This window comes from Chitinophaga sp., assembly GCF_035761305.1.
Lineage (GTDB): Bacteria > Bacteroidota > Bacteroidia > Chitinophagales > Chitinophagaceae > Chitinophaga.
Window position 1 is genome coordinate 16,253 of record NZ_DASTRI010000021.1, and the last position, 25,427, is coordinate 41,679.

At 50.8% G+C, this 25,427-nt stretch carries 20 protein-coding genes; 7 read left to right on the top strand and 13 right to left on the bottom strand.

What is annotated here, in order from left to right; translation table 11 throughout:
• Positions 1-93: 93 nt before the first annotated feature.
• On the bottom strand, positions 94-882 hold the full coding sequence (locus tag VFS25_RS02245) for a DUF4350 domain-containing protein (protein ID WP_326460484.1): 789 nt from the start codon (positions 880-882) through the stop codon (positions 94-96).
• Between the two features lie 94 nt (positions 883-976).
• On the opposite strand from VFS25_RS02245, the gene VFS25_RS02250 reads away from it, so the two are divergent.
• Together VFS25_RS02250 and VFS25_RS02255 are read left to right on the top strand one after the other, a co-directional pair.
• Complete coding sequence (locus VFS25_RS02250; protein ID WP_326460485.1) at positions 977-1,576, top strand: TetR/AcrR family transcriptional regulator; 600 nt, start codon at positions 977-979, stop codon at positions 1,574-1,576.
• A 64-nt stretch (positions 1,577-1,640) separates the two neighbouring features.
• The gene (locus VFS25_RS02255; RefSeq protein WP_326460486.1) at positions 1,641-2,384 is read left to right on the top strand and encodes an SDR family oxidoreductase; all 744 of its coding nucleotides are present in this window, start codon (positions 1,641-1,643) and stop codon (positions 2,382-2,384) included.
• A 93-nt stretch (positions 2,385-2,477) separates the two neighbouring features.
• Here the strand turns inward: VFS25_RS02255 and VFS25_RS02260 are convergent, their stop codons facing one another.
• The 5 genes from VFS25_RS02260 to VFS25_RS02280 form a co-directional block, all read right to left on the bottom strand.
• Complete coding sequence (locus VFS25_RS02260) at positions 2,478-4,178, bottom strand: GMC family oxidoreductase (RefSeq protein ID WP_326460487.1); 1,701 nt, start codon at positions 4,176-4,178, stop codon at positions 2,478-2,480.
• 4 nt (positions 4,179-4,182) lie between these two features.
• A complete protein-coding gene (locus VFS25_RS02265) occupies positions 4,183-4,731 on the bottom strand; it encodes a gluconate 2-dehydrogenase subunit 3 family protein (RefSeq protein ID WP_326460488.1) in 549 nt (182 codons plus the stop codon).
• A 24-nt stretch (positions 4,732-4,755) separates the two neighbouring features.
• Positions 4,756-6,276 (bottom strand): biopolymer transporter TolR, encoded by a 1,521-nt coding sequence (locus tag VFS25_RS02270; protein ID WP_326460489.1) that lies wholly within the window; start codon positions 6,274-6,276, stop codon positions 4,756-4,758.
• A gap of 22 nt (positions 6,277-6,298) precedes the next feature.
• The gene (locus tag VFS25_RS02275) at positions 6,299-7,186 is read right to left on the bottom strand and encodes a sugar phosphate isomerase/epimerase (RefSeq protein WP_326460490.1); all 888 of its coding nucleotides are present in this window, start codon (positions 7,184-7,186) and stop codon (positions 6,299-6,301) included.
• Positions 7,187-7,481: 295 nt separating this feature from the next.
• Positions 7,482-7,925 carry an SRPBCC domain-containing protein gene (locus VFS25_RS02280; RefSeq protein ID WP_326460491.1) on the bottom strand — a complete coding sequence of 148 codons (444 nt, stop codon included), beginning with the start codon at positions 7,923-7,925 and terminating at the stop codon, positions 7,482-7,484.
• A 663-nt stretch (positions 7,926-8,588) separates the two neighbouring features.
• Here VFS25_RS02280 and VFS25_RS02285 point away from each other — a divergent pair.
• Positions 8,589-10,493: an AAA domain-containing protein gene (locus VFS25_RS02285; protein ID WP_326460492.1), complete on the top strand. Its 1,905-nt coding sequence runs from the start codon at positions 8,589-8,591 to the stop codon at positions 10,491-10,493.
• A 12-nt stretch (positions 10,494-10,505) separates the two neighbouring features.
• Here the strand turns inward: VFS25_RS02285 and VFS25_RS02290 are convergent, their stop codons facing one another.
• The 3 genes from VFS25_RS02290 to lepB form a co-directional block, all read right to left on the bottom strand.
• Entirely contained in the window at positions 10,506-11,345 is an 840-nt protein-coding gene (locus tag VFS25_RS02290; protein WP_326460493.1) for a sulfotransferase, read from the bottom strand.
• A gap of 35 nt (positions 11,346-11,380) precedes the next feature.
• The gene (gene cysC, locus VFS25_RS02295; protein WP_326460494.1) at positions 11,381-11,935 is read right to left on the bottom strand and encodes an adenylyl-sulfate kinase; all 555 of its coding nucleotides are present in this window, start codon (positions 11,933-11,935) and stop codon (positions 11,381-11,383) included.
• 275 nt (positions 11,936-12,210) lie between these two features.
• Positions 12,211-13,395 (bottom strand): signal peptidase I, encoded by a 1,185-nt coding sequence (gene lepB / locus VFS25_RS02300; protein ID WP_326460495.1) that lies wholly within the window; start codon positions 13,393-13,395, stop codon positions 12,211-12,213.
• A 296-nt stretch (positions 13,396-13,691) separates the two neighbouring features.
• On the opposite strand from lepB, the gene VFS25_RS02305 reads away from it, so the two are divergent.
• The 3 genes from VFS25_RS02305 to VFS25_RS02315 all read left to right on the top strand — a co-directional run bounded on the left by VFS25_RS02305 (position 13,692) and on the right by VFS25_RS02315 (position 16,018).
• Entirely contained in the window at positions 13,692-14,543 is an 852-nt protein-coding gene (locus tag VFS25_RS02305) for a ThuA domain-containing protein (RefSeq protein ID WP_326460496.1), read from the top strand.
• A gap of 3 nt (positions 14,544-14,546) precedes the next feature.
• Positions 14,547-15,602: a sterol desaturase family protein gene (locus VFS25_RS02310; protein WP_326460497.1), complete on the top strand. Its 1,056-nt coding sequence runs from the start codon at positions 14,547-14,549 to the stop codon at positions 15,600-15,602.
• 116 nt (positions 15,603-15,718) lie between these two features.
• Complete coding sequence (locus VFS25_RS02315; protein ID WP_326460498.1) at positions 15,719-16,018, top strand: hypothetical protein; 300 nt, start codon at positions 15,719-15,721, stop codon at positions 16,016-16,018.
• On the opposite strand, the gene VFS25_RS02320 is transcribed toward VFS25_RS02315, so the two are convergent.
• Positions 16,009-16,701, bottom strand: a complete 693-nt coding sequence (locus tag VFS25_RS02320; RefSeq protein WP_326460499.1) for a sulfite oxidase-like oxidoreductase — start codon at positions 16,699-16,701, stop codon at positions 16,009-16,011. The genes VFS25_RS02315 and VFS25_RS02320 overlap by 10 nt on opposite strands.
• Positions 16,702-16,874: 173 nt before the next feature.
• Between VFS25_RS02320 and glgX the strand changes: the two genes are divergently transcribed.
• Positions 16,875-19,031: a glycogen debranching protein GlgX gene (gene glgX / locus VFS25_RS02325; RefSeq protein WP_326460500.1), complete on the top strand. Its 2,157-nt coding sequence runs from the start codon at positions 16,875-16,877 to the stop codon at positions 19,029-19,031.
• A 53-nt stretch (positions 19,032-19,084) separates the two neighbouring features.
• On the opposite strand, the gene treY is transcribed toward glgX, so the two are convergent.
• The 3 genes from treY to malQ form a co-directional block, all read right to left on the bottom strand.
• Positions 19,085-21,751, bottom strand: a complete 2,667-nt coding sequence (gene treY, locus VFS25_RS02330) for a malto-oligosyltrehalose synthase (protein WP_326460501.1) — start codon at positions 21,749-21,751, stop codon at positions 19,085-19,087.
• A gap of 96 nt (positions 21,752-21,847) precedes the next feature.
• Positions 21,848-23,686, bottom strand: coding sequence for a malto-oligosyltrehalose trehalohydrolase (gene treZ / locus VFS25_RS02335; RefSeq protein ID WP_326460502.1), 1,839 nt, complete (start codon positions 23,684-23,686; stop codon positions 21,848-21,850).
• The gene (gene malQ / locus VFS25_RS02340; RefSeq protein WP_326460503.1) at positions 23,640-25,202 is read right to left on the bottom strand and encodes a 4-alpha-glucanotransferase; all 1,563 of its coding nucleotides are present in this window, start codon (positions 25,200-25,202) and stop codon (positions 23,640-23,642) included. The genes treZ and malQ overlap by 47 nt, the downstream gene beginning before the upstream one ends.
• Positions 25,203-25,427 lie beyond the last annotated feature (225 nt).

Consider the following 25,427-nt stretch of genomic DNA (forward strand, 5'->3'; position numbering starts at 1 on the left):
AAATACAATTTAGTCAAGTTTTCCTTTGCCTGCAAATTTTCTGTACCGGCGCTGCGGCTACAGGAGCGGTTAGCAGTACTACAACGTGTTAGCTTATTGCTTTGCCGGTACTTTGGCCAGCAGCCAGGTAACCAGGTCGGTCATGGCTTTATCGTTTTCATAACCTGCAGGCAAACGGCCGTTCACATACTCGTTATACAGCCAGGGATCACCTACAGCTACCACCGTGCCTTTGCCATAGCTGGTAGCGGCAATAATAGTAGCGCCGCCGGAGGTGAGCAGCGCTTTGCCGGGCGGCTGTACGCTGATAGAGCAGGCATCTTTCATGAATATTTTTTTGGTGGTGCGGAACACCGGGTCATTTTTTACCGGGATAGCGCCGTCTTCAAAATGGGCATCGTCTATCACATGGTTAATGCGTTCATCATTAAAGTGCAGGCCAAATACGGCGGCCAGCCCGTTAAAATGCTGCAGCTCCGTATTGGCGCTATCGTTAGCCAGCAGCAGCAGCACGCCGCCGTTTTTTACCCAACGGCTAATGGCCGCTACATCCTGTTTACGGATGAACTTTGGATCGGGCGACTCTTTAGCATTATCCGGGTCCACAATTATATATATATCGGCGTTTTCCAGGGTGGCGGCGGTAGGTGCTGCATACAGCGTGTGCAGGGTGGCGCCCTGCGCTTTAAATGCATCGCCCAGCTTTGAGAAGCCGTTATTACCTGTTTCTTCCCACTTATAATGGAAAGACACCATTTTGCCGGCGGCATTTTTCTGATGCTCATTGTTAAACCAGGAGTCGAGCGTAACGTTTTTTTCCTGTGCATGAAGCGCAGCAACGTGGAAGCAGGCCAGGGCCATGCAGGTGTAAACCATTTTCATGCTTCCAATTTATAATATTCTGCGGGAAAAAACCAGCCGCCTTCTTCAGAAAAAAATATTTTGTCAGATACCAATTGGTATCTATATTTGTATCATGAAATTTGAGCCGAAATCGGAAAAAACACGGGCATGGATCATTGAAACCACTGCCGGCATATTCAATAAGAAGGGATATGCAGGCACTTCCATCTCGGACCTGACGGAAGCTACCGGTATGACAAAGGGCGCTATTTACGGGAACTTCGAGAATAAGGAAGATATTGCCGTGGCTGCGTTTGAGTACAATTTAAAAGTACGGATAGGCATTATCCGCAGCGCCCTGGAAAAAGCTGCTACCTACAGGGAAAAGCTGCTGCTGTATGCAGATATATACCGCCCCAGCCGGAAAACGCCCTTCCCTGAAGGGGGCTGCCCCATGCTGAACACTGCCGTGGAGGCAGATGATACCCACGAGCTGCTGCGCGAAAAAGCGGCGCAGGCCCTGGAAAATTCCCGCAGGTTCCTGGAAGAGCTGGTGAATAAAGGCATGGCAGCGGGCGAGTTTGTGCAGGGCATAAATGCCCGCAAGTTCGCCACCGGCATGCTTAGCATGATTGAAGGCGGCATTATGCTTGCCGGCACTACCAAAAAGAACAAGGATATGGAGCTGGTGATGGATGCAGTAGCCGACCTGGTAAACGGCATTTGCGTATAGGCTTTCTTTTTGTATTATTAAATACCAATCGGTATCTATCTATAATAATAAAAATATAAACATCATGAAAACGAGCAACAACACCATCCTGATAACCGGCGGCAGCGCCGGCATTGGCTTTGCAATAGCCAAAGCATTTCTTAAAAAAGGCAACCGGGTAATTATTACCGGGCGCGATGCCCAACGCCTGGAAAAAGCGGCGTCCGCGCTTCCCGGTGTAACAACACTGGTTAGCGATGTAAGCAGCGAAGCGGATGTAGATAAGCTTACGGAAACCATTCGTACCCGGTTTCCGCAGCTGAATGTGCTGGTGAACAATGCCGGCTATGCTGCTTACCACAAGCTGGAGCCGGGCGTTGAAACCTGGAAAGCAGCTGCCGATGAAATGCATACGAACTACATATCTGTAATACGCCTTACGGAAAAGCTGCTGCCTATACTGCAGCAGCAGCCCAGCGCCGCTGTTGTAAATGTAAGCTCCATTGCTGCGTATGCGCCGGGCCTGCATATTCCTACCTACAGCGCCAGCAAAGCGGCCCTGCACTCTTATTCCAAAATACTGCGCCTTGCCCTCAAAGATACCGGCATACAGGTGTTTGAGCTGATGCCGCCCCTGGTGAACACCGATTTTTCCGCTGCTATTGGCGGCGCCAGCGGCATTGCACCGGAAGTGGTTGCACAGGACCTGCTGAGCAGCATGGAGCAGCAAGTGTTCAGCATTCATACCGGCAATACGGCTAAGATCTATGAAGCGCTGAAGGTATCGCCCATTGCCGCCATGAACGCGCTGAACGGCATTCCGGCGTAAAAAAACAATTCCGGCCTGTTAAGCTGGCCGGAATTTGTTTTTTATGAATTACGAATTCGTCAATTACGAATTATGAATTAAGTGTGCGACCTTCTACAACGTTCCTTTTTTCATTTCAGACACTGCATAATCCACTGCCCGGGCAGTAAGCGCCATATAGGTAAGCGACGGGTTCTGCGTAGAGGTAGAGGTCATGCAGGCGCCATCGGTAATAAATACATTCTTGCATGCGTGCAGCTGGTTCCATTTATTCAGCAGCGATGTTTTGGGATCGTGCCCCATGCGCACGCCGCCCATTTCGTGAATATCCAGCCCAGGCGCCTGTTTGCTGTCAAAGGTTTCGATATTGGTAAACCCTGCTTTGGTATACATATCCTTAAACTGCTCAAAGAAATCCTGCACCATTTTTTCATCATTGTCATCATACCCGATGTTGATGCGCAGCAGCGGAATGCCCCATTCATCCTTCTTATCCGCATGCAGGCTTACCATATTGCTTTCCTTGGGAATGGTTTCTCCCATCATCTGTGATGATACGTACCAGGGGCTCAGGGCAGCGCCGGCCAGCTGCTGCTTCAGCTCCTCCCCTATGCCGGAGGTGTCCTGCGCGTGGAAACGGCCTGAGAAAAAGGAGGCGGCATAGCCACGCAGGAAATCTGTTTCCTGCTTAAACACATTGCGGAAACGCGGCACATAGGCGCTGGTAGGACGGCGGCCATCGGTGGTAAAATCCTTAAACCCGTCGTAAACAGCGGATATGCGTGCCCGGTAGTTGTGGAACGCCACATACTTGCCCAGCAAGCCATTATCGTTGCCTAACCCGTTGGGAAAGCGGGAGGAGGTAGAGTTAAGCAGCACCAGGTTGGTATTTAAAGCGCCTGCATTCAGAAAAATAACCGGGGCGTAGTATTCACTTACTGCTTTGGTGCTTGCATCAATCACACGTACGCCACCGGCTTTGCCCTTGTGCTCATCGTATATAATACTATGCACCACGGAAAACGGGCGCAAAGTAAGATTACCGGTTTTTTGCGCCCAGGGAATGGTAGTGGAGTTACTGTTAAAGTAACCGCCAAACGGGCAGCCGCGCTGGCACAGGTTACGGCCCTGGCATTGGTTGCGCCCCTGCTGCTTGTGTATTTCCCCGGGCTGGGACAGGTGTGCGCAGCGTGCATATATCACGTGGCGGTTCTCATAATTTTTTGCTACCACACCTTTAAAATAATCTTCCACGCAGGTAAGCTCCCAGGCCGGCAGAAATTCGCCATCCGGCAGGTTGGGTATGCCATCCTTATTACCGCTGATGCCTACAAACTTTTCTACGTAGCTGTACCAGGGCGCCAGGTCTTTATAGCGGATAGGCCAGTCAACCGCAAAGCCGTCGCGCTGCGGACCTTCAAAATCATAATCGCTCCAGCGCTGTGTTTGCCGCGCCCACATAATGGACTTGCCGCCTACCTGGTAACCGCGGATCCAGTCAAACGGCTTATCCTGTACGTAAGGATGCTCCGTATCTTTTACAAAAAAGTGCATGGCATCTTCCCGGTAGGCGTAACAACGGCTGATGGAGGGATTGGCTTCCTGTATATCTGCCGGTACCTGGCCATGGTGGCTGAACTCCCAGGGATACATGTTGGTGGTTGGATAGTCTTTTAAGTGCTGCACATTACGGCCGCGTTCCAGCAGCAACGTCTTATATCCTTTTTCGCACAGCTCTTTTGCGGCCCACCCGCCGCTCATGCCGGCGCCTATTACAATCGCGTCAAAAGTATTATCCTGCTTACTATTGCTCATATGCTCAGTTATCTATTGCGGGTGATACTTTGCTTACTGCTATACAGCCGTGGAAACGGCCGGGTACCAGCTCGTACACCTTTACTTTGGTTAAAAAATACTGCGATCCGGTAAAGCCTTCTATGGTGTACCTTTTCAGCAAATGGAAAAAGGCATTTACATTATCAGGCAGGTTTTTACCGGTGTTGAGGGTGGCTACCCACTGCTGCTGCCGCGCAGGTGTACATTTAAGAAAGGGGCTGCCTTCTTTTTGCTTTACCAGGGCCTCAAATTTTTGCAGGCCATCGTAAAACTGCGCCTGCTCCTGCGCGCTGCAGCAATCATCTATCATGGTTAATGCAAACCGGTGCGCGCCGGTTTCCTTTGCGCCGGGGGTAGAGGTAGTGGGAATAATAATGGCGGCCATGGCTGCCAGCATGTCTTCCTCCTCCCCGTTCAGCTTCAAATGTTTGTAGGCCACAGCCGCTTTACGCGGGCGCTGCACACAGGACGGCAGCAGGGTTACGCCTGCTGTTACCACTACCAGGGTGCGGAGGGCCGAACGTCTGTTCATGTTCATTTGCTAATCAGGTCTGTTTTATTTACTGCTCATATCCGTGTTGCTGATAAAGGCAATGCGCTTGCTGTCGGGCGACCAGGAGGGCGTGTTAATGGAGCCCTGCCCGCCGTAAAAGTAGGCAATCACCTTTGGCGCGCCGCCGGCTACGGGCATCAGGCGCAGGTACACGTGCTTATAAGGCGGATGCACGTCCGGCTCTACTTCTTCTTTCAGGAAAGAGAGGAATACCATCCACTTTCCATCCGGCGATATGTGTGCGAACCAATTATTGAATGCATCGTCCGTTACCTGCTCCTGCCCGCTGCCATCCGGCCGCATGCGCCATATCTGCATGGTGCCGGAGCGCACGGAATTAAAGTAAATATACTTCCCATCCGGCGAATATTCAGGCCCATCATCCAAACCTTTTGTGTTAGTAAGCCGTATTTCTTTACCGCCGGCTGCCGGCACCCGGTACACATCAAACTCACCGTTGCGCTGCCCGCAGAATACCAGGTACTTACCATCCGGCGACCAACCATGCAGGTACGACGGGCCTTTTGGCGTTACCTGCTTAGGCGTGCCGCCGGTTACCGGCACCGTATAAATGATGGAGCCGCCCAGCGCTTTTACATTGCTGCTAAGACCCAGCATGGCGCCGTCAAAAGACAGCACATGATCGTTATTGTTGTTTTTTATTTCCCCGGTATTAAGCGGCACGGGCTGCCGCGCGGCAAGATCAAAGGTATACATAAGGCCTTTGTAGTCGTTAAATACCAGCGATCTGCCGTTAGCCATCCAGTTAGGGGCCTGTATGGAATAAGGTACTGTATATACAATTTCGCGGTTGCCGGTAGCAATGTCCAGCAGCTCAAGGTTGCTGCCCAGGGTCATACGGGTGCCGGCATCCGCTTCCCCCTGGAACGGCGCGGTAATGCGCACATCGCGGAACACGCCGGTTTCCAGCACATCGGCATTATGGCTGCCTGTAAACAGGCCCACGTACACTTCGTTGCCCAGGTCAATATCTGTTACCTGCGCCGTTACAAATGGCTCTCCAAAACGCGCTACCCGCATGGTGTAGGTATTGCCTTTTCTTTCCAGCTGCAGCACGTCGGCATGGGTAAGGGCCGATCGTATCTCTTCTGTGTTAGCCCCGGCGGTTTTGCGGTACTGCAGGGAGGTGAGGCCATCCCCATGGGCTACTACATTTACATGGGCGGAGTTACTGTCCAGGCTTTTACGCACCATCCAGCCCACCTTGCGGTGCTCCTCTATACCTTTGCCAACAAAGGCTACGCGGGCATACAGGATAAAATCACCACTAAGGCGTTTATATGCATAATGAAATTCATCGTGATCAAACCACACATTATAGCCGGCGCCGGAAATAACGTATTGCTGCGTTTGCGCAATATAGGTAGCGGTACCCGGCTTTACAGGGTTGCCTACATCGGTATGGCCATCAAAAATACCTAGGGAACTGTTTTGCGCATGAGCGGCAAGCGCAGTGCATATAAGCACCGGCAGCAGGCTGACGTGGAATAACCTTTTTCTCATAACATATGTTATTAACAGCCTGCTATACCAGGTTTTTCTTAATGTAGCCTATGCTTTTGGCAATGCTTGCAAACGGATCACCGGGACATTTATCCTCCTCTACAAAAAAGTATTTTAAACCGGCTTCCTGCGCATGTTTGAAGATGTTCTTAAAGTTAATGGTGCCGCTGCCCACCTCTGTAAACTTACGTTCCGGCGTGCTATCCATATCCTTTACATGCCAAAGTGGAAAGCGGCCCCGGTGCTCGTTCATCAGCTTAACCGGATCCATGCCTGCCCTGGTAACCCAGTAAATATCCATTTCCATTTTTACCAGGCCGGCATCTGTATCATGCAGTAATATATCGTAAGGGTACTGGCCGTTCTGTTGCTGAAATTCAAAGTCGTGGTTATGGTAGCAAAACTGTATGCCAGCTTTTTTGCAGGTTTCGCCGGCTTTATTAAAATCAGCCGCCAGCTGTTTGTAATGATCCGGGTTGCCGCGCTCCTGCGGGGAAAGGAAGGCGCACACCATGTATTGAATACCTACGGTAGCTGCATCGTCTACCGCTTTATCCCAACCATGCAGCATGGTGCCTTTTACATCGGCCCCTTTCATTTTCTCCGCTCCCAGGCGGTAATGGCTGCTGGGCATAACAAGGCCCTGCTGTTTCAGTAATGCGGCAAAGGCTTTGGCGTTCATACCGTAAAACTGCTGCGTGCCGGTATAGGTAGCACCTTCTACAGCGTTGTAGCCCAGGCCGGCCACCCGCTGCAGGGTACCCGCAGCATTCTGCTGCATGGCATCCCTTACCGTGTACAGCTGCAGCCCAATATAGCGGGAAGATACGGGTAATAACGCGGAGGGGCGGATGAGCAGGCCGGCGGAAGCCAGTGTAGTGGCTTTAATGAATGATCTTCTTGAAGTCATGGGACAGGTTTTTCTGCTTTATGCAGGTGAACATAACGTGTTGATGACGGCACTGAAGATAATAATAAAAGCGGGGGGATGGAACGTTACCGCCTAGCTATTTATATAAATAGCAACCTCCGGAAAATGTAAAATATTGAATGTAAAATGCTACATGAAAAAGTGAGTGGCCATACGTCCCTTTTACATTTTACATATAGCATTTTACATGCCGACCAGGTTTTAGCGGCGGTATAAGCGAACATGCATCTGCCTGCCGGCAAATGAGGATGGTTGGATAATTATGGTATAACGGCTATGCCTGGTCCTGCTCAAGCGGCTTTTCCACAAATGCTTTGAGGTTGGTGCCAATGATCGCCGTCCAGCCCTGCAGGAAGTTTTCCCTGGCGAAGCTTTGAATTGGAGGGAAGGTGTCCAATCCTGCGTGGGTAAGCTTTAAACGTGTTTTGCTGCCTTCGGGGAACAGCTCAAAGGTTACAAATGAGTTGCCGTCGTACCCCTCATAACGCCAGCTGTAGGTAAGCTTTTTGCCAGGCACCAGCTCCGTTATTTTACAACGGTGTGTGAACTGCTCCTTTTCATCGCCGCCGGTAAAGCTGAACTCAAAACCAATTTCCGGTTTAAAATCGTCCAGGTCAAAATACCATTCCTTCATTTGTTTAACATCTGTAATGGCTTTCCATACCCGGTTTGCCGGCGCGTTAAAAGTGCGCTCCAGCATCAGTGGTTCGTGTTGCATGGTAATTGTTTTGTGGATTATGTAACCAATTGGTTGCAATATATAAGAAACCGTTTGGTTACGCAAATTTATTTTTCAGTAGACAACATCGCCATGCTATATATGGCCAGTAAAACGAAATGTCCCAAAAGCAGCTTTTTCCAGAATAGTCTGCAGTGCTTTCCAGTAGCGGGTTCCTAGAGATTTAATCCTGTTTCGCAGGCAAAACCAAATGTCCGTATTTTCCTAATATTCAATAAAAAAACTTCCTTTTTTAATTGATTAATCGTGTGATAAAAAATTAAATTAATTAAATATAAATGCTGGAGATACAGTTAGAGGGACAGTTGGGTATTCAAAATTAACCGGCGTAAATTGAGTAATTCATTGTCCCTGGCCAACTTGTATAATTTTGACAACCTGAAAAACAGGACATTTCGTTTTGTAAAATTGGACATTTCGTTTTATTAGTTACAACCAGGCAGCATCCTTGCCCACTGACAAACGTTGTATTACCTGGCCTATATAAACACTGTTCTATAATGTGCGGCAAAGGCCGGCATTCCCTGCAAGCGTTAATGCCGCGCAGGCGGGCTGTTCAGCCAGCGGAACGATTTTGCTTTTCAGTGCCGCAACAACAGCAGCAACCACCTGTATTCTTCCTGAACGCCGTATCTTTGCAGGATGGACTATTTCAAAAAGCTGCTTGACCTGCTGAAGATTGAAGAGGAAGAAGACCGCCTTACCTACCAGCAACTTACCGCTACCGCCTCCTTAAATGTACGCCGCGCCAACGGCCTTACCTGGTACCCTGTTGCCATTAAAGATACAGAGCTGGGCCGGGGCGATTATTTAACGGTAGAAGTGGAACGCACCACCAACCAGGACCTTACCCACCAGTTCCGGCCGGGCGTTTCCGCCGCCTTATTCTCCAACCACGATGCTAAAAATAATCGTGTAGAAGGCACCATTGCCTGGCAGGGCGGCAACCGCATGAAAATAACCCTGCGCACCGACGAGCTGCCGGAATGGAGCCGCGACGGTAAGCTGGGTATTGATCTGCTGTTTGACGACAACAGCTATGACGAAATGCAGAACGCCCTGAAACAAGCCATTGCCCTGGGCGAAAAGCATGAAGAAGGACGTTTGATACAAATACTTACCGGGCAGCAAAAACCTGCCTTCCACAATGAGCTGCCGCCTTTTAACAACCCGCGGCTGAACGCCTCCCAGAACGCAGCCGTTACTAAAATACTGGCTGCCAACGACCTGGCTATTGTGCACGGCCCGCCCGGCACCGGCAAAACCACTACGCTGGTGCAGGCCATTAAAGCGCTCATAAAACAGGAACACCGGCAAATACTGGTAGTAGCGCCCAGCAATGCCGCGGTAGACCTGCTAAGCGAGCGCCTGTCGGATGAAGGGCTGAATGTATTGCGCATCGGCAATCCCGCACGGGTATCGGAAAGGCTGCTGGCTTTAACGCTGGAGAACAAAATGGCGGAACACAACAGCAACAGGGAGATCAAGCGCCTGAAAAAACAGGCCAATGAGTTCCGTGATATGGCCCATAAATACAAACGCAATTTTGGCAAAGCAGAGCGCGAGCAGCGCAAGGCACTGTTTGATGAAGCCCGCAACATTATGAAGCAGGTAGAGAAAACAGAGGAATACATTATTGACGATGTGCTTACCAAAGCGCAGGTAATTACCGCCACGCTGGTAGGCGCCAATAACTACGCCATCCGCCGCCTGAAATACCACACCGTGGTGATAGATGAGGCGGGGCAAGCCCTGGAGCCGGCCTGCTGGATCCCTATTCTTAAAGCGCAAAAGGTAGTGCTGGCCGGCGACCACTGCCAGCTGCCGCCCACTATTAAATCGCATGAGGCGGCGCGTAAAGGCTTAAACCATACCCTGCTGGAAAAATGCGTGGCACTGCATCCCGAAGCAGTGGTGCTGCTGGAAGAACAGTACCGCATGCACGAAATGATCATGGGCTACTCATCCGGCATTTTTTACAGCGACCAGCTGAAGGCGCACGCCTCTGTTGCGCAGCACCTGCTGTTTAACGAAGATATGCCGCTGGCCTTTATAGACACCGCCGGCTGCGGGTTTGAAGAAAAGCAGGATGGCACCAGCACCACCAACCCGGAGGAAGCCGCCTTCCTGTTCCGGCATTTAACACTGCTGGCCACCGCGCTGCATACGTATTATCAGCCGCAGGATTTTCCTACCATCGCTATTATTTCTCCCTACAAGCAACAGGTACAGGTGCTGCAGGAGCTATTGCTGCATACGCCGGTGCTGCAGGCGCACCGCAATAAAATATCCGTGAACACGATAGACAGCTTCCAGGGACAGGAGCGGGACATCGTGTACATCAGCATGACCCGCAGCAACACGGAAAACAACATCGGCTTCCTTTCCGACATACGCCGTATGAACGTAGCCATGACCCGCGCCCGTAAAAAGCTGGTGGTCATTGGCGACAGCGGCACCCTTTCACAGCTGCCTTTTTATGCAGACTTTATTACCTATGCAACGAACCGCAATGCGTATCAAAGCGCATGGGAGTTTGCGGAATAGCAGCCCGGCAACTCAGATGACATGCCGCTTTCCTGCTGTTGCCAGCTGCTGCTGCACGCGGGCGGCATGAGCGCGTAATCCGGTATCGGTAATATAGGGGTCAACATCTATTACAGGACTAAGCAGCTTTTCTTTATACACGGTTTCAAAAGCGTGGTAGTGCAATTTAAAATGCCATTGACCGGATAAATGATCAAACACCTGCCGGGCCTTTGCCGGCAGCGAAGCGTGGTCCACCACCAGGTAAGCCGTATGCGGCAGCTGCCCTATATGCTGCAGGATGGCTTCGTTATAATTGATCCACACCTTTAAAAAATCTGCCGCAAACTGTTTGCAGAGCGCTGCTTTAAAATGCCTGCCTTTGATGAGGTTCCACCACCGGTAAGCCAGCCGGCTTTTGTTCAGGCGGCGTTGCTCCAGCTCAAATTGATACAGGCGTGTAAGCATAGAGCTTACTACCTGCTGGTAGCTGCGCCATATTACCAGGTAACGGGCACGCGGCAGCAGCTGCCGGTAAAAGTCCAGGAACAGGCAGGTGCGCGGGTCTTTCCAGCCCCATTGCTCCTGCGCAGCGTTTTTGCTTTGCAGCAAAACCTTCAGCTGCTGCACATGCTTTTCAGGCAGGGCTTTCAGCGTATGATGTATGAACCCGTTCTCACCCAGGTGGTGCGCGCCAAGCGCCTGCCGGTGGTAATTAAAAAAGTCCAGGTCCTCAAAATGCCCGTCCTCATTGCCTAAACCAGGCCCCATCAGCTGCGCGCCCACATGCAGCCCGCAGGTATGCAGCCATTGTGTAATAAGGGAAGTACCTGACCGGTGCATACCGGTAATTACCAAAACATTGTTCTCCATAAATGACGAATGATTTTACTTACGCGCGTGCATGCTCAGGTACGCGCATAACGGTGCATGGCTTCGTGCCCGGCAGCGTGCCGGATCATGGCCAGTATTTCACTGGCGCAGGCGTCTATTGTTTGCCGGTGTGTATGTAAATGCAGGTCCGGGGCGGCAGGCGCTTCAAACGGATCATTAATGCCGGTTAAATTATACAGCTTGTCGGGATGCCCGTGGGGCAGCAGGGCACGCTTATATAAGCCCTTAGTGTCGCGCTGCACCAGGGTTTCCAGGTCACAGTCCACAAACACCGTGCGTACCTGTTTATAAGTGCGGGCCAGCTCCCGGCGCACAGCTTCATACGGGTTAATGGCGCTGATAATACATACCACGCCATGCACCGATAGCTTGCTGGCTACAAAGCCAAGCCGGCGTATGTTTTCGCAGCGGTCTTCTTTGGAAAAGCCCAGATCTTTGCATAATGCCTTGCGGTAAGCGTCCCCGTCAATGATCTCCACAGCTATACCGTATGCTGCTGCTTTGCTTTTCACCTGGGTGGCAATGGTTGTTTTTCCCGCTCCCGACAGTCCGCATAGTTGTATGATCATAACCCAATTTTTACAGGCAGATGGTACAAAACAGCTGACAGATATGGCTCAAATGGCAGTTAAATATATTGAATACGGGCAAATTACGTACCACCACCGGAAAAAACGTAAAAGATAGATGAAACCAGTATTTGTATCTATAATTCCCCGGTGGAATGTAAAATGTAAAACCGATGAATGTAAAATGTAAAAGTTAATGCAACTGTACGCTGCATTAACTTTTACATTTTATATTTTACATTTAAAATTCTACATTCTTATAAAATTCTACATTCTTACTTTATGGTTCTAAAAAACCGGCTCCAGCGCGGGCCTTCTTTGTCATAGCTCAGCCACGTGATCCACGCCTTGCCTACTACATGGTCTTCCGGCACAAAGCCCCAGAAGCGGCTGTCCAGTGAATTGTGGCGGTTATCGCCCATCATCCAGTAGTAATCCATTTTAAAGGTATAAGTAGCTGCGGGTTGGTTATTAATGTAGTACTTACCATCCTTTTCCTCCAGCAGGTTACCTTCATACACCGCTATGATGCGGCGGTACAGCGCAATGGTACTGGGGTTAAGATCAACAGTCTGCCCCTTTTTTGGTATAACCAGCGGTCCAAAATTATCCTGGTTCCAGTGATAATAAGCGGTATCATGCGGAAAAACGGATGCATCCCTGTTATGGCTGGTATCTATATCCTGCACAATGCTTTTAACCACGCGGAAAGTTTTCAGGGTAGCTGCGTCACCGGGGGTAAGATTGTACTGGTAGCGGCCGGCCGTATCGCCGGGCACCGGCGGGTCTATAAGGCCCATATCTTGCATGCGGCCGGCATTCAGCTCCTCACCCTCTGTTTGTACCCAATAAGGCATTTCACTATGGGGCGATATGAACGCCTTTTCATTATTCACATATACGATACCGTTAGTGATCAGCAATGTATCGCCTGGTATGGCTACGCAGCGTTTAATAATATTTTCCCGTTTGTCAACAGGGCGCGCCAGTATATGATAGCGCTTCCATACCTCATCCCGGCCCAGCCTGCGCACCAGGTCATAATAATTACGGCTTTCCTCCACTTCCAGCGCCACGGTGTCGCCTTCGGGCAGGTTAAATACTACTATATCATTGCGCTTAATATGTGTAAAGCCCGGCAGCCGGTGGTATTTCCATTCCACGGCGGTGCTGTAAGAGGGCATGTATTTGGTGAAAGGCATTTTGTTATGCACCAGGGGTATGGCCAGCGGTGTCATAGGAATACGCGGCCCGTAGCTGATCTTACTTACAAACAGGTAATCATTTACCAGCAATGTCCGCTCCATGGAGCCGGAGGGAATACAATATGCTTCAAAAATAAATGTACGGATCACGGTGGCTGCTATGATGGCAAACACGCCGGCATCCAGCCACTCGCGTACTTTGGATTTCTTTGGCTTGGCGGGGTCAGAACGCTTTTTCCAGGCAGGGAATCTCATAGTGCATTGTTTTTATTGGAATTAAAGTAACAAATACGACTGAAACCTGGCTGCAGAATGTTACCAGTGGTAAACATCGCATCAGGCGCATAGGGCAAAACTTACTTCCAGTTTATCCTATTCCACAATGCTGGTTCTGCGATGAAAAAGCACCGGCCGCACTAATTCCCAATCCCATACAACCCAACCGTACAAAGGATTACGTATGTATGCCCCATATGTACAATTTTTGAAAAAACGGGGAATATATCACCATTTTAATAGGATAAGCGGGCAAAAAAATCTAAATTTATAACATGAAATTCCACAGCAAAATCACTCGGGTCCTTTTTGCTTTTATAGTATGCTTGTTATGTTATACCACTTCCATTGCCCACGCCGCTCCATCAAAATTTAAAGTAATTGCATTCTATACCGGTAAGGAAGACCTGGCGCATATCAGCTTTGTGCATGAAGCCAATAAATGGTTTCCTGCCATTGCCAAACAATATCATTTCACTTACGACGCTACCAACAACTGGGATAATTTAAACGACAGCTTCCTGGCCAACTACCAGGTTGTAGTATTCCTGGACACGCGGCCCGAAGCGCCTGCGCAACGCGAAGCTTTTAAACGGTTTATGGAACGTGGCGGCGGATGGATAGGTTTTCACTTCGCCGGGTTTGCGCTTACCCCCTCTGCCTACCCGCAGAACTGGAACTGGTATCATAATGAGTTCCTGGGCGCCGGCTCTTATGGCAGCAATACCTGGCGGCCTACGTCGGCCTTCTTAAAGGTGGAGGACCGCAGGCACCCTGCTACCCGCCACCTGGATAGTATTATAAAAGCTTCTCCCAACGAATGGTACCGCTGGGAAAATGATCTGCGCAAAAACCCGGATATAGAAATACTGTTGTCTATTGACGCCAGCAGCTTTCCGCTGGGCACCGGGCCCAAACAATCTGAAATATGGCACAGCGGGTACTATCCTGTTGTGTGGACCAATAAACGCTATAAAATGTTATACGTAAATATGGGCCATAATGATATGGACTATGAGGGTAAAACCAACAGAACATTATCTCATACGTTTGGCAACAAGCAACAAGACCAGCTGATCGTAGACGCATTATTATGGCTGGGAAACGGAAAACACAAAAAAAATTAACCGATGGAAGTACTGCAAACCTTGTATCACGAATTAATTTCCTTCCTGGGAATAGGACAGCTGCTGAAAATGTATCAAACAGGCGACTACAGCACTTTGCTTACATTTAATGGCGTGTTAACAGCCGTTTCACCGGTGATCCCTTTCCTGCTGCTTATTGAAGCAGGCCGGGCCCTGGTGTATAAACGCTTTAAGATAGATGACTATAAAATGCCCTTTCTCATTTTTGTGCTAAACCGTTTTATAGGCCGCTTTATTTCAATTGCCGCCATAGCATTCTGCATTGGCGTGTTTGAAAAGTTTGCAATATTCAAAACCTCGTTCACCTGGTACTGGCTTATATACGGCTATATTATCTGGGAGTTCTCCCATTTCATTTACCACTACCTGGGGCATAAGGTGAGAATATTCTGGTGCCTGCATTCCACGCATCATGCGCCGCAGAACATGAACCTGTTTGTAAGCCATGCGCACTTTTTCCTGGAAGGGCCTTACGCAGATGTGATCCGCACCAGCATTTGCATACTGGCCGGCGTTAACCCGCCCCTGCTGTTCTTTATTATGTTTATAGACGGGTTCTGGGGAGCGTTTATCCATGCAGGTGAGAACCTGCTGCCGGATGGCCGCCTGGGCTTCCTCAACAAAATTATCCTTACCCCTTCGGCGCACCGCGTGCATCATGCGCGCAACCCGCTGTATATGGACACTAATTTCTGTAACCTGCTTAACATATGGGATAAAGTGTTCGGTACCTTCCAGTATGAAGAAAAGGCTGTACCCATTGAGTACGGCATTACCCGGGAAATGAACCCGAATAACCTGCTGGATGTGTACTTCGGCGAGTTCTACTACCTGTTCAAAGACATCCGCAAAGCACCCGGCATAAAGAACAAGCTGCTGTACATTATAATGCCCCCGGGCTGGAGCCATACCGGCGATCATAAAACCGCCAATATTGTAAAGGCAGCCTACCGGCATGAGGAGGAAGAAAAGTTGCGGCAGCAGGCTGCGCTGCAAACACAGGACCTGCCGCTTGAAACTGCAGGCCAGGCTGTGTAGTTTAATCAGCAATATTGCATACACATATTACGGAACGGTTGCAGCAGCTGCAGCCGTTCCGCTTTTTAAGGGCCATGGCCTGATCATTGCTATAGGTTTCACAAAGGAGCAGCAGTATGAACAGGTCCATCACTATTGAGCTGGAGGGCGTGCAGTATATGGTAGACGTTGATATGGAGCTACAATCATCCAACATTGTGTACCATGTAAAAACACCCCAGCACTTTACCGGAGATTTGCCCGCAAGTTTTGACATTGTACAGCACGACGATGCCTCTGTGCATTTACAGGATGCCGTTCAGGCCAACACTTCAAAAGGGGAACAGCTTATAGGAGCCATTTGCGAGCAGCTGCGAACCCTGCCGCCCCAGTTCAAAGGCAGTAAAGGCGGGGAGCAAAAACCTGATCAGCTGTAGCGGTCGTTACGCCACGGATAAGCTGTATTTGAATAACCTCTTTGTTCCCAGAAACCCAAACGGTTGCCGGCCAGGAATTCGATACGGCTTATCCATTTGGAACCTTTCCAGGCATACAGCTGTGGGGTGATCATGCGTACGGGCCCGCCGTGCTCTTTAGGCAAAGGATGGCCGTTTACCGTATGCGCCAGCAGCACATCAGGCTTCAGGGCTTCTTCCAGCGCTACATTGGTAGTATAGTCATCATAACCATAGCACATAATATGGGTAGCGGTTTCTTTAGGCTGCACCAGCGCAGCAATATCCAGCAGCCGTACCCCTTTCCACGCCATATCCAGCTTAGACCAGGTGGTTACGCAATGAAAGTCGGATGTATCGTCGGTTTGCGGCAGGGCCATAAAATCGTCCCAGCTTAACACTACAGGATGCGCTACTTCACCATCCACCGTTAGCTTCCATTTATCCAGCGGTATAAAGGGCTGAGTGCCCAGGTCCAGCACCGGCCATTTTCCTGTAATGGTTTGCCCTACCGGTATTACCGGCATTCCATGGCGGTTAGGGGCGCCTTTGCCCATGGGCTTGCCATCTGACATAGAAGGCGTAGCTTTCATTTTCTCTTCAAAGCGGGCTTTAAGCTTCATGCGCGCTTCTACTACCCGTTGCAGTTTTTCCGGTGTGTCCATAGCTAAAGTTAATATTTTTTCTCCTGCACATTGGCACGTGCACAGGTGGCGGCTGCAATGAGCTTGTACCCGCCATTAGCTGACGGCCCTGCGCGCCATGCTATACTGTTCTGCATGAGCAATTTACAGGCATTATAATTGATACAGGTATAGCAAAATCATGAATAACAACTATGAGCAGACCAACTTACCCCGGACAAGCCTACCCTTTAGGCGCTACCTGGGATGGGCAAGGTGTGAACTTTGCCATCTATGCCGAAAATGCCACCCGGGTTGACTTGTGCCTGTTTAATGAACCAAAAGGCGCATCGGAAACAGAATGTGTATCACTTACAGAACGTTCCTATCATGTATGGCACGCATACCTGCCCGATGTTAAGCCGGGGCAATTATACGGCTACCGCATAGAAGGGCCGTATGAACCGCATGACGGCCATCGCTTTAATCATAACAAACTGCTGATAGACCCATACGCCAAAGCCCTTACAGGCACTATAGAATGGCACGACTCCCTGTTTGGTTATGAAATGGGACATCCTGAGGAGGACCTCAGCTTTAGCACCACAGACAGTGCTCCCTATTTGCCGAAATGCGTAGTGGTAGATGAAGATTTTGACTGGGAAGGAGATAAGCCGCTTAAAACACCTTATAACGAAAGCGTGATCTATGAAACGCATGTGAAAGGTTTTACAAAGCTGCATCCTGATATTCCTGAAAATGAACGCGGCACCTATAAAGGCATGAGCCACCCGGCTGTTATTAAATACCTGCAGGACCTGGGCGTTACCGCGGTAGAGCTGATGCCGGTGCACCATTTTGTTACAGACCGGCACCTTGCCGATAAAGGGCTTACCAATTACTGGGGTTATAATACCATCGGCTTTTTTGCGCCGGATGTGCGTTACTCCGCCGGCGGCTGCTGCGGCGAGCAGGTGCGCGAGTTCAAGGAAATGGTAAAAGCCCTGCACAAAGCAGGTATAGAGGTAATACTGGATGTAGTGTACAACCATACTGCAGAAGGCAACCACCTGGGGCCAACGCTTTCCTTCCGGGGCATTTCCAATGATGCCTATTACCGGCTTATGGATGATAAGCGTTATTATATGGATTACACGGGCACAGGTAATACACTGAATGCCCGCCTGCCCAGCGTATTACGCCTGATCATGGACAGCCTGCGTTATTGGGTGCTGGAAATGCATGTAGATGGTTTCCGCTTTGACCTTGCAGCCACCCTTGCGCGCGAGCTGCATGAGGTAGACCGGCTGAGCGCCTTCTTTGACATTATTCACCAGGACCCTGTTATTTCGCAGGCAAAGCTCATAGCAGAACCCTGGGATATAGGCGAAGGCGGCTACCAGGTAGGCAAGTTCCCCGCCGGCTGGGCCGAGTGGAACGGCAAGTACCGCGATTGCATACGCGATTACTGGCGGGGCGCCGACAGCATGCTGGCTGAATTTGCATCGCGCTTTACCGGCAGCGCCGACCTGTATAAGGAGGAATACCGCCGCCCTACCGCCAGCATTAATTTTATTACTGCGCACGACGGCTTTACCCTGCAAGACCTGGTATCATATAACGATAAGCACAACGAAGCCAACGGAGAAGATAACCAGGACGGCGATAGCCATAACCGCTCATGGAACTGCGGGGCAGAAGGCCCCACCGAAGACCCGCTCATAAACGGGCTGCGCGAACGGCAAAAACGCAACCTGCTTGCCACGCTGTTCCTTTCACAGGGTGTGCCCATGATAGTAGCAGGTGATGAAGCAGGCCGCACGCAGCAGGGTAATAATAACGCCTATTGCCAGGATAATGAGATCAGCTGGCTGCACTGGGATCAGCTGGACCAGGAGTTGCTGCATTTTACACAACAGCTTATCCACTTCCGTTTAAAGCACCCTGCGTTTTGCCGCCGGCGCTGGTTTCGCGGGCACCCGGTAGATACCTCTACTGTAAAGGATATTGCGTGGTTCCTGCCGGAAGGCAAAGAAATGACGGATGAAAACTGGGACACCGATTTTGCCCGGTCCCTTGGCGTGTACCTGAACGGACTGGGTTTGGGCAGCCGCAATGCCAAAGGCGAACCTGTTGTTGACGACAGCTTTTACATCATCTTTAACGCGCATCATGACTCCCTTTCTTTTACACTGCCGCCTGCCTCTTACGGGGAGCAGTGGCATGTAGTGCTGGACACCGGCCAGCCGGAGGTAAAGGAAAAGCGGCAGATGTATAAATACAACAGCACCATGCAGATAGGCGGCCGCTCCATTGTGATACTGGTGTATGAAGAAGGAAAGAAAGCCAAGGAAAAGGCCCGCCAACATTAGCTTAGCTTTGTGAATGTTTGATATAAAACGATGCCGGCAATTGCCGGCATTGTTTATTCGCTTAACAAAAAGGCCACAGGAAATTTCTCCAGCATATCTGCCGGCAGTTGCCCGTTATGAAGCGTAACCGCTTCCTGCGTAAATACATGCTGCCACTTTACCGGCGCACCATCCGGCAGGCGCATGGTTAACGGCTCTCCCTCCCGGCCCGCATGGGCCGCTGCTATCAGCGGCGCCACCACCAGGCACCATTTATCCTGTTCGCGGCGTGCGTAGGCTATTACAGAATGATCGTTATGGTTGTACACCGGCAGGTATTCACCTTTTGCAAACAAAGCGGCATTCGCACGCCGCGCCTGCAAAGCTTTCCAGGTTACATACAGCTTTTCCGCACCGGCTGTGCGGTGCTGGTGCAGGTAAGCCAGCAGCTGTGCGGCGCCGGCCTTTTCCTGCTGCTGCAGGCGCGCCAGCCATTGCCCACGCTGCGCATAATTTACCGGGCGGCGGTTATCGGGATCCACAAAGCTCAGGTCCCACAGCTCGCAGCCCTGGTATATATCCGGTATGCCCGGCGCCGTGATCTTGATCAGCGTTTGCGTAAGAGAATATACCTGCGCCTGCTCATTGATCTTTTCAAAATAAGCAGCCATGCTGTCTGCAAACGGGTGGTCAGCTGCAAACAGGTTATCGATAAACTGCAGGCAGGCCTGCTCATATTCCTCATTAGGAGCAGCCCATGTGCTGTGCACCTTCGCCTCACGCAATACCTTAATGATATAGGCCGACAATCTTTCCCTAAAATCTGCGGTAATTACCCCATCTGCCGGGAAACCTGAGAGTATAGACTGGTAAATGAAATACTCATCGTTCATATCCGGCATTGCAGGCGTTTTGCCATCACCGGTAAAAGGCTTGTTCACCTGGTGCCAGTGCTGCACCTGCTGTATCCACTGGTTAGGGCACAGCGTTAGTGTGTTCAGCCGGATGCGCCCATCCTCTCCCCGCTTGGTATCATGCGTGGCTGTAGCGTTCAGTGATAAAGGATGATAACGCTGGCGGTTGCCGGCGTGTTCGTGGAAACGTATCAGCGAGCATTTGCTGCCTTCCGGCGCATCCCCTACCTCATTGTGGGATATGAGCGCATTGTACACATAAAAAGCGGTGTCTTCCACGCCTTTGGCCGTCAGCGGGCCGGTAAACTGCATCATGCGCTGCAGGAAGGGTATGCCCTGGGCGCTTTTTTTCTCCAGCTGCCAGCAGGAGCGTATCAGCTCCAGTGTATCGGTAAGATCGGGATTGCTTCTCAAAGCGCCGTCCATGGCGTATTCCAGCAGCGATATGCTGCGCGTGCTCAACGGCCATTGCTCGGGATAAATGCGGTATACCGGCAGGTGTATCATTAACAATCCCAGGGCAGCTTTTAAGTCCTGCTCCTTTACGTGTTTGCCGGCCACTCCCAGGTCATAGCAGTAACGCACCAGGTTGTCCCATTCGCCCTGCAGCTGTGTTTCCAGTATCAGCTTTTTCTTGGCCGCTACCAGCTTGTCATACTTTGCCAGTTCGGGGAACTGGCTGCGGTAATGGCGCGCTATTTTTTCAAAGCCCTGCTGGTCAGTAAGCAGCTGGCTTACATCGCCCAGGAACTCATAGCCGGTGCTGCCCTGCAGCGGCCACTCCCGCGGCATGGTTTCATTGCCGGCCAGTATTTTCTCTGCAACAATGTAGCAGCGTGCGCCAAACAGCTCGCGCAGCCGGCGTACATACCCCGCGGGGTTTTGCAAACCGTCAATATGATCAATGCGCAGGCCCTGTATTAACCCCTCCCGGTATAGCTCATGCAGGAAAGTGTGGTATTCATCAAACACCGCGTCATCTTCCATGCGCAGGCAAATCAACCCGTTTATAGTAAAAAAGCGGCGGTAGTTAATGCGGCGGTCGGCATCCTGCCAAAAGGTAAATACATAGTACTGGTGGTCCAGCAGGCCGCCAAGCAGCGCTTTATCATTATTTACCTGGTCGGTTAATTCCTGCAGGCGCTTTTCATCTGCACGTGCAAACAACGCTGCTTTCTGCTCCTGCCACTCTTTTATGGTATGTGGTTTTTCAATGCCTCTTTGCATGGCCTGCAGCCACTCCTGCGTAGCGGTATCGTCCTGCGGCAACGCATTTAACAGCACCTCATAAGCGGGCGCGGATAAGGGAAATGCCAGCCCGCCATGCTTTACCTGCCAGCCTTCGGGCGAAAACAGCAGGACTATTTCACCCGCCTCCAGGCAGGCCTGCAGCGGTTGTCCCAGGAAAGGCAGCATCAGCCTGCCTGTTAATGCCGCATCGGGGTGCGCCCAGTCAATATCAAAGTAATTATAAAAGGGCGAAACCGGGCCTCTTTCCATCACATCCATCAAACGGCTGTTGGCTGGGTGCAGCGCCATGTGGTTGGGCACAATATCCTGTATCCAGCTCATGCCTTTAGCCTGCAGCTGCCGCTGTATGCTGTGCAGCTGCTCAATGGTGCCTATAGCGGGGTTAATGGCATGGGGATTGGTTACATCATACCCGTGCACGCTGCCGGGTGTTGCTTCAAAAATGGGTGATGCGTAAATGGTGGTAATGCCCAGGTCATGCAGATAATCTATCTGCGCTTCAAGGTGCTTGAACGTGAACTCGCCGTTGAACTGCAAACGGTAAGTAGACACAGGCGTAAATACATCGTTCTTCATAACACATCAATTCATCTGTTAATTTTTTATTTTCTCAGCAGCCATATGGAACTTACCGTGATAAGATTTTCATTCATCCGTGTTATAATGAAAATTTTATCCCGGACGTTTCATTTCATAAACAATAGCAGATAAGGGCTGTATGGTAATTTCGCCGCCGGCCTGTACTTCATCCTGCGCAATAGCGCCAGGCCCTCCCCAGTGCAGGTGGGCGGAGTCGAATATTTTATACAGGGTGTGTGTAATGGCAGGATGATAGGCGGCGGCTTCCTTTCCGAAATTCAGGATTATCATTAGCCGGTCCTGGTCGTCGTATTCCCGCTCTATGATCAGCAGGCGCTCATTGATCACCGGATGTACCCGGGTGCCGTTACGGTCATGGCACTGCAGGGCGGGCCGCTCCTTCCTCAGCTTTATCAGGTAACGGTAACAGCCAAGCAGGGCGGCATTCCCGGGGCTTTCTGTGTCCCAGCTCAATTTGGAAGCAGTAAAAGTGTCCGGCGACATGGGGTCAGGCGCTTCACCGCCTGTATGAAATGCGGCAAACTCATTTTTGCGGCCTTCGCGTACTGCTGTTACCAGCGCCTGGTTTTCGTACGCCGCAAAGTACAGGAAGGGATGCTTTTCGCCGTACTCCTCTCCCATGAACAGCAACGGTACAAAAGGCGACAGCAGCAGCGCGGCGGCTGAAAGCTTCAACGCCTCAAAAGGCACCAGGGTGCTTAAACGCTCGCCCAGCATGCGGTTGCCTACCTGGTCGTGGTTTTGTATAAACGCCACAAACTGGCTGTAAGGGCGGTGTTCCGGCGGCAGGCCAAATTTGCGCTTGCGGTGCTGCGAGTACTCGCCGGTGTACACATACGCATCTCTATACGATTTGGCCAGCAGCTCCAGCTTGCCAAAATCTTCATAATAGCCGTTGGTTTCACCGGTCAGGTAGCTGTGCAGCGCATGGTGAAACTCATCTATCCACTGCGCGTCCAGGCCATAGCCGCCGTTAGCTGCCGGCATAATGTAACGGGGGTTATTCATATCAATTTCACCAATCACCACTTTCTTTTTGCCGGTGCGGTGCTCCAGCTCTTTTACCGCGGTGGTAAGCTCCTGCACAAAATGCATGGCGCTGCTGTCCCAATAGGCATGTACAGCATCCAGCCGCAGCCCGTCTATATGAAAATCATCCAGCCACATAAGCGCATTGGCAATATAAAAATTGCGTACCGCGTCGCTCCAGGCATCGTCAAAATTAATAGCAGACCCCCAGGGCGTTTTATACCTGTCTGTAAAGTACGGGCCAAAGTATTTGAAGTAATTGCCTTCCGGCCCCTGGTGGTTGTACACTACATCCAGTATAACGGCCATACCCATTTGATGGGCGGTATTTACCAGCTTTTTAAGATCGTCGATGCCGCCGTAGGTGTTTTGTAACGCAAAGGGATATACGCCATCGTACCCCCAGTTGCGCGTACCGGAAAACTGGGCGGCGGGCATTATCTCAATGGCGGTTATGCCCAGGTTCTGCAGGGCGGGCAGGCGGCCGGTAATGGCCTCAAACGTGCCTTCCGGCGTGAACGTGCCGGTGTGCAACTCATATATGATCATGTTTTCCAGGGCCATTCCTTTCCACTGGTTGTCAGTAAAGGTAAAGCTGTACGGATCTGTTACTGCAGAGGGCCCGTGCACGCCTTCGGGCTGCCACCGCGATGCGGGATCGGGCCGGCGGCCATTATCATCCAGCACATAATAATACAGTGTACCGGGTTTTATGCCAGGCACGTTTACTTCCCAATATCCATCTGCATCCTGCCGCATATCATGCATCTTGTTATGCTCCGGCAGCAATAAGGTTACCTTATGTTTAAGCGGCGCCCATACGCGAAAGCTGCACTCACCCCTGGGCGATAGCTGTGCGCCCGGCTGCCTGTAAATTGCCATTGTTTTCATTACTCCGCTTTCTGTTATAAACAAGTGTCCATTCTTCCAAACGTACGGCCATAGCCGCTGTAAACTGGCCGGCCAGCATACGCCAGTTCCAGTGCTGCCCGGCTGCTGCAGGCGTATTCATGCGCGCCTTTTCATCCAGCCCCAGTACATCCTGCATAGGTAATATAGCGGTATGTGCTACAGAGGCATAAGCCATGCGGCCCAGCACCCGTGCTATTTCCTCTTCCGTCACCGGTTGCCCCGTGTATTGGGCCAGCCGGTCAATATCCTCCGGCGCTGCATCGTGCCGGAACCACCCGCGGCTGGTGTTGTTATCATGAGTACCGGTGTATACTATGAAATTTGCTGCATGGTGGTGCGGTATGTGCGGAGATACGGGCATATCTTCTCCAAAAGCAAACTGCAGCACCTTCATGCCCGGCAATTGAAACTGGTTACGCAGCTGCACCACCGCATCATCAATATCTCCCAGGTCTTCTGCTACAAACGGCAGGTCGGGAAAGGCCGCCTGCAACCGCTGAAACAGGCTGGGGCCGGGGCCTTGCCGCCATGCTCCCTCTACCGCGGTAGCTGCGCCGGCAGGCACTTCCCAGTAGCTGGAAAATGCACGGAAATGATCGAGCCGTAAAGTATTATACCATTGCAGGTTGCGGCGTAAACGATGCACCCACCAGCTGTAGCGCTGCTTTTTCAGCCGCGCCCAGTTATACACGGGCATGTTCCACAGCTGCCCGTTCCCGTTAAAATAATCGGGCGGCACACCGGCCACGCACTGCATATTGCCTTTCTCATCCAGCATAAACAAATCGCGGTGGGCCCATACATCAGCGGAGTTATAGCTCACGTAAAAAGGCAGATCGCCTAACAGCTGTATATCCCGTGCATTACAATAAGCTTTCAGATCGTGCCACTGCCGGTCAAACAGGAACTGCCAGCACTTTTCCTTTTCCTGCTGTGCAAGCAATGCAGCATCATCTGCCCCGGCATTGGTATGCTCTTCTTTCCACTCGTACCAGGGGCGGCCGTCATGTAAAACGGTGAGGGCCTGGTAGCGGGCAAAATCATTCAGCCAATATGCCTGGTCCCTGCAAAATGTACGGTAAGCTTTGTCCATTTCCCGCGATCTTCCCCTGGAAAATTGTTGATAAGCCTGCTCTAACAACCGGGTTTTGTTCGCATATGCATTTTCAAAATCTACAGTAGCAGCGGCGGGCAAATAAAACTGCGGTAAAGTGCGCGGATCCAACAAACCATCTGCTGCCAGCAGCTCGGGGCTTATTAACATAATGTTGCCTGCCATTGCAGATGATGCGCTGTAAGGCGAGTAACCGGCGCCGCCCGATGCAGGACTTAACGGCAACAGCTGCCAAACCTGCTGTGCGCTGTTATGCAGCTGGTTTGCAAAATCCCTTGCGGCGGGGCCAATATCGCCAATGCCAAAGGGGCCGGGTAATGAAGTGATGTGCATTAAAATACCTGCCTTTCTCGCTGTGTTGGATGGGTACATACAGGTCATTACGAATTCAAAACCAATGCCTGATTAAAAATATACGCATGCAGGTATCTGCTGCTGTTTATACCGGTAAAGGTGTAGATAAAAATGCACTGATTGAGGAAAATTACCGGTGTGCTTTTATTTGTTGGAGAAATGGAATACTTTGCTGCTGCACCTATGCCCGTTTAGCTATTGAACAATTTACGTTAACCATTTTCTTATTTTAAAACGCAATCC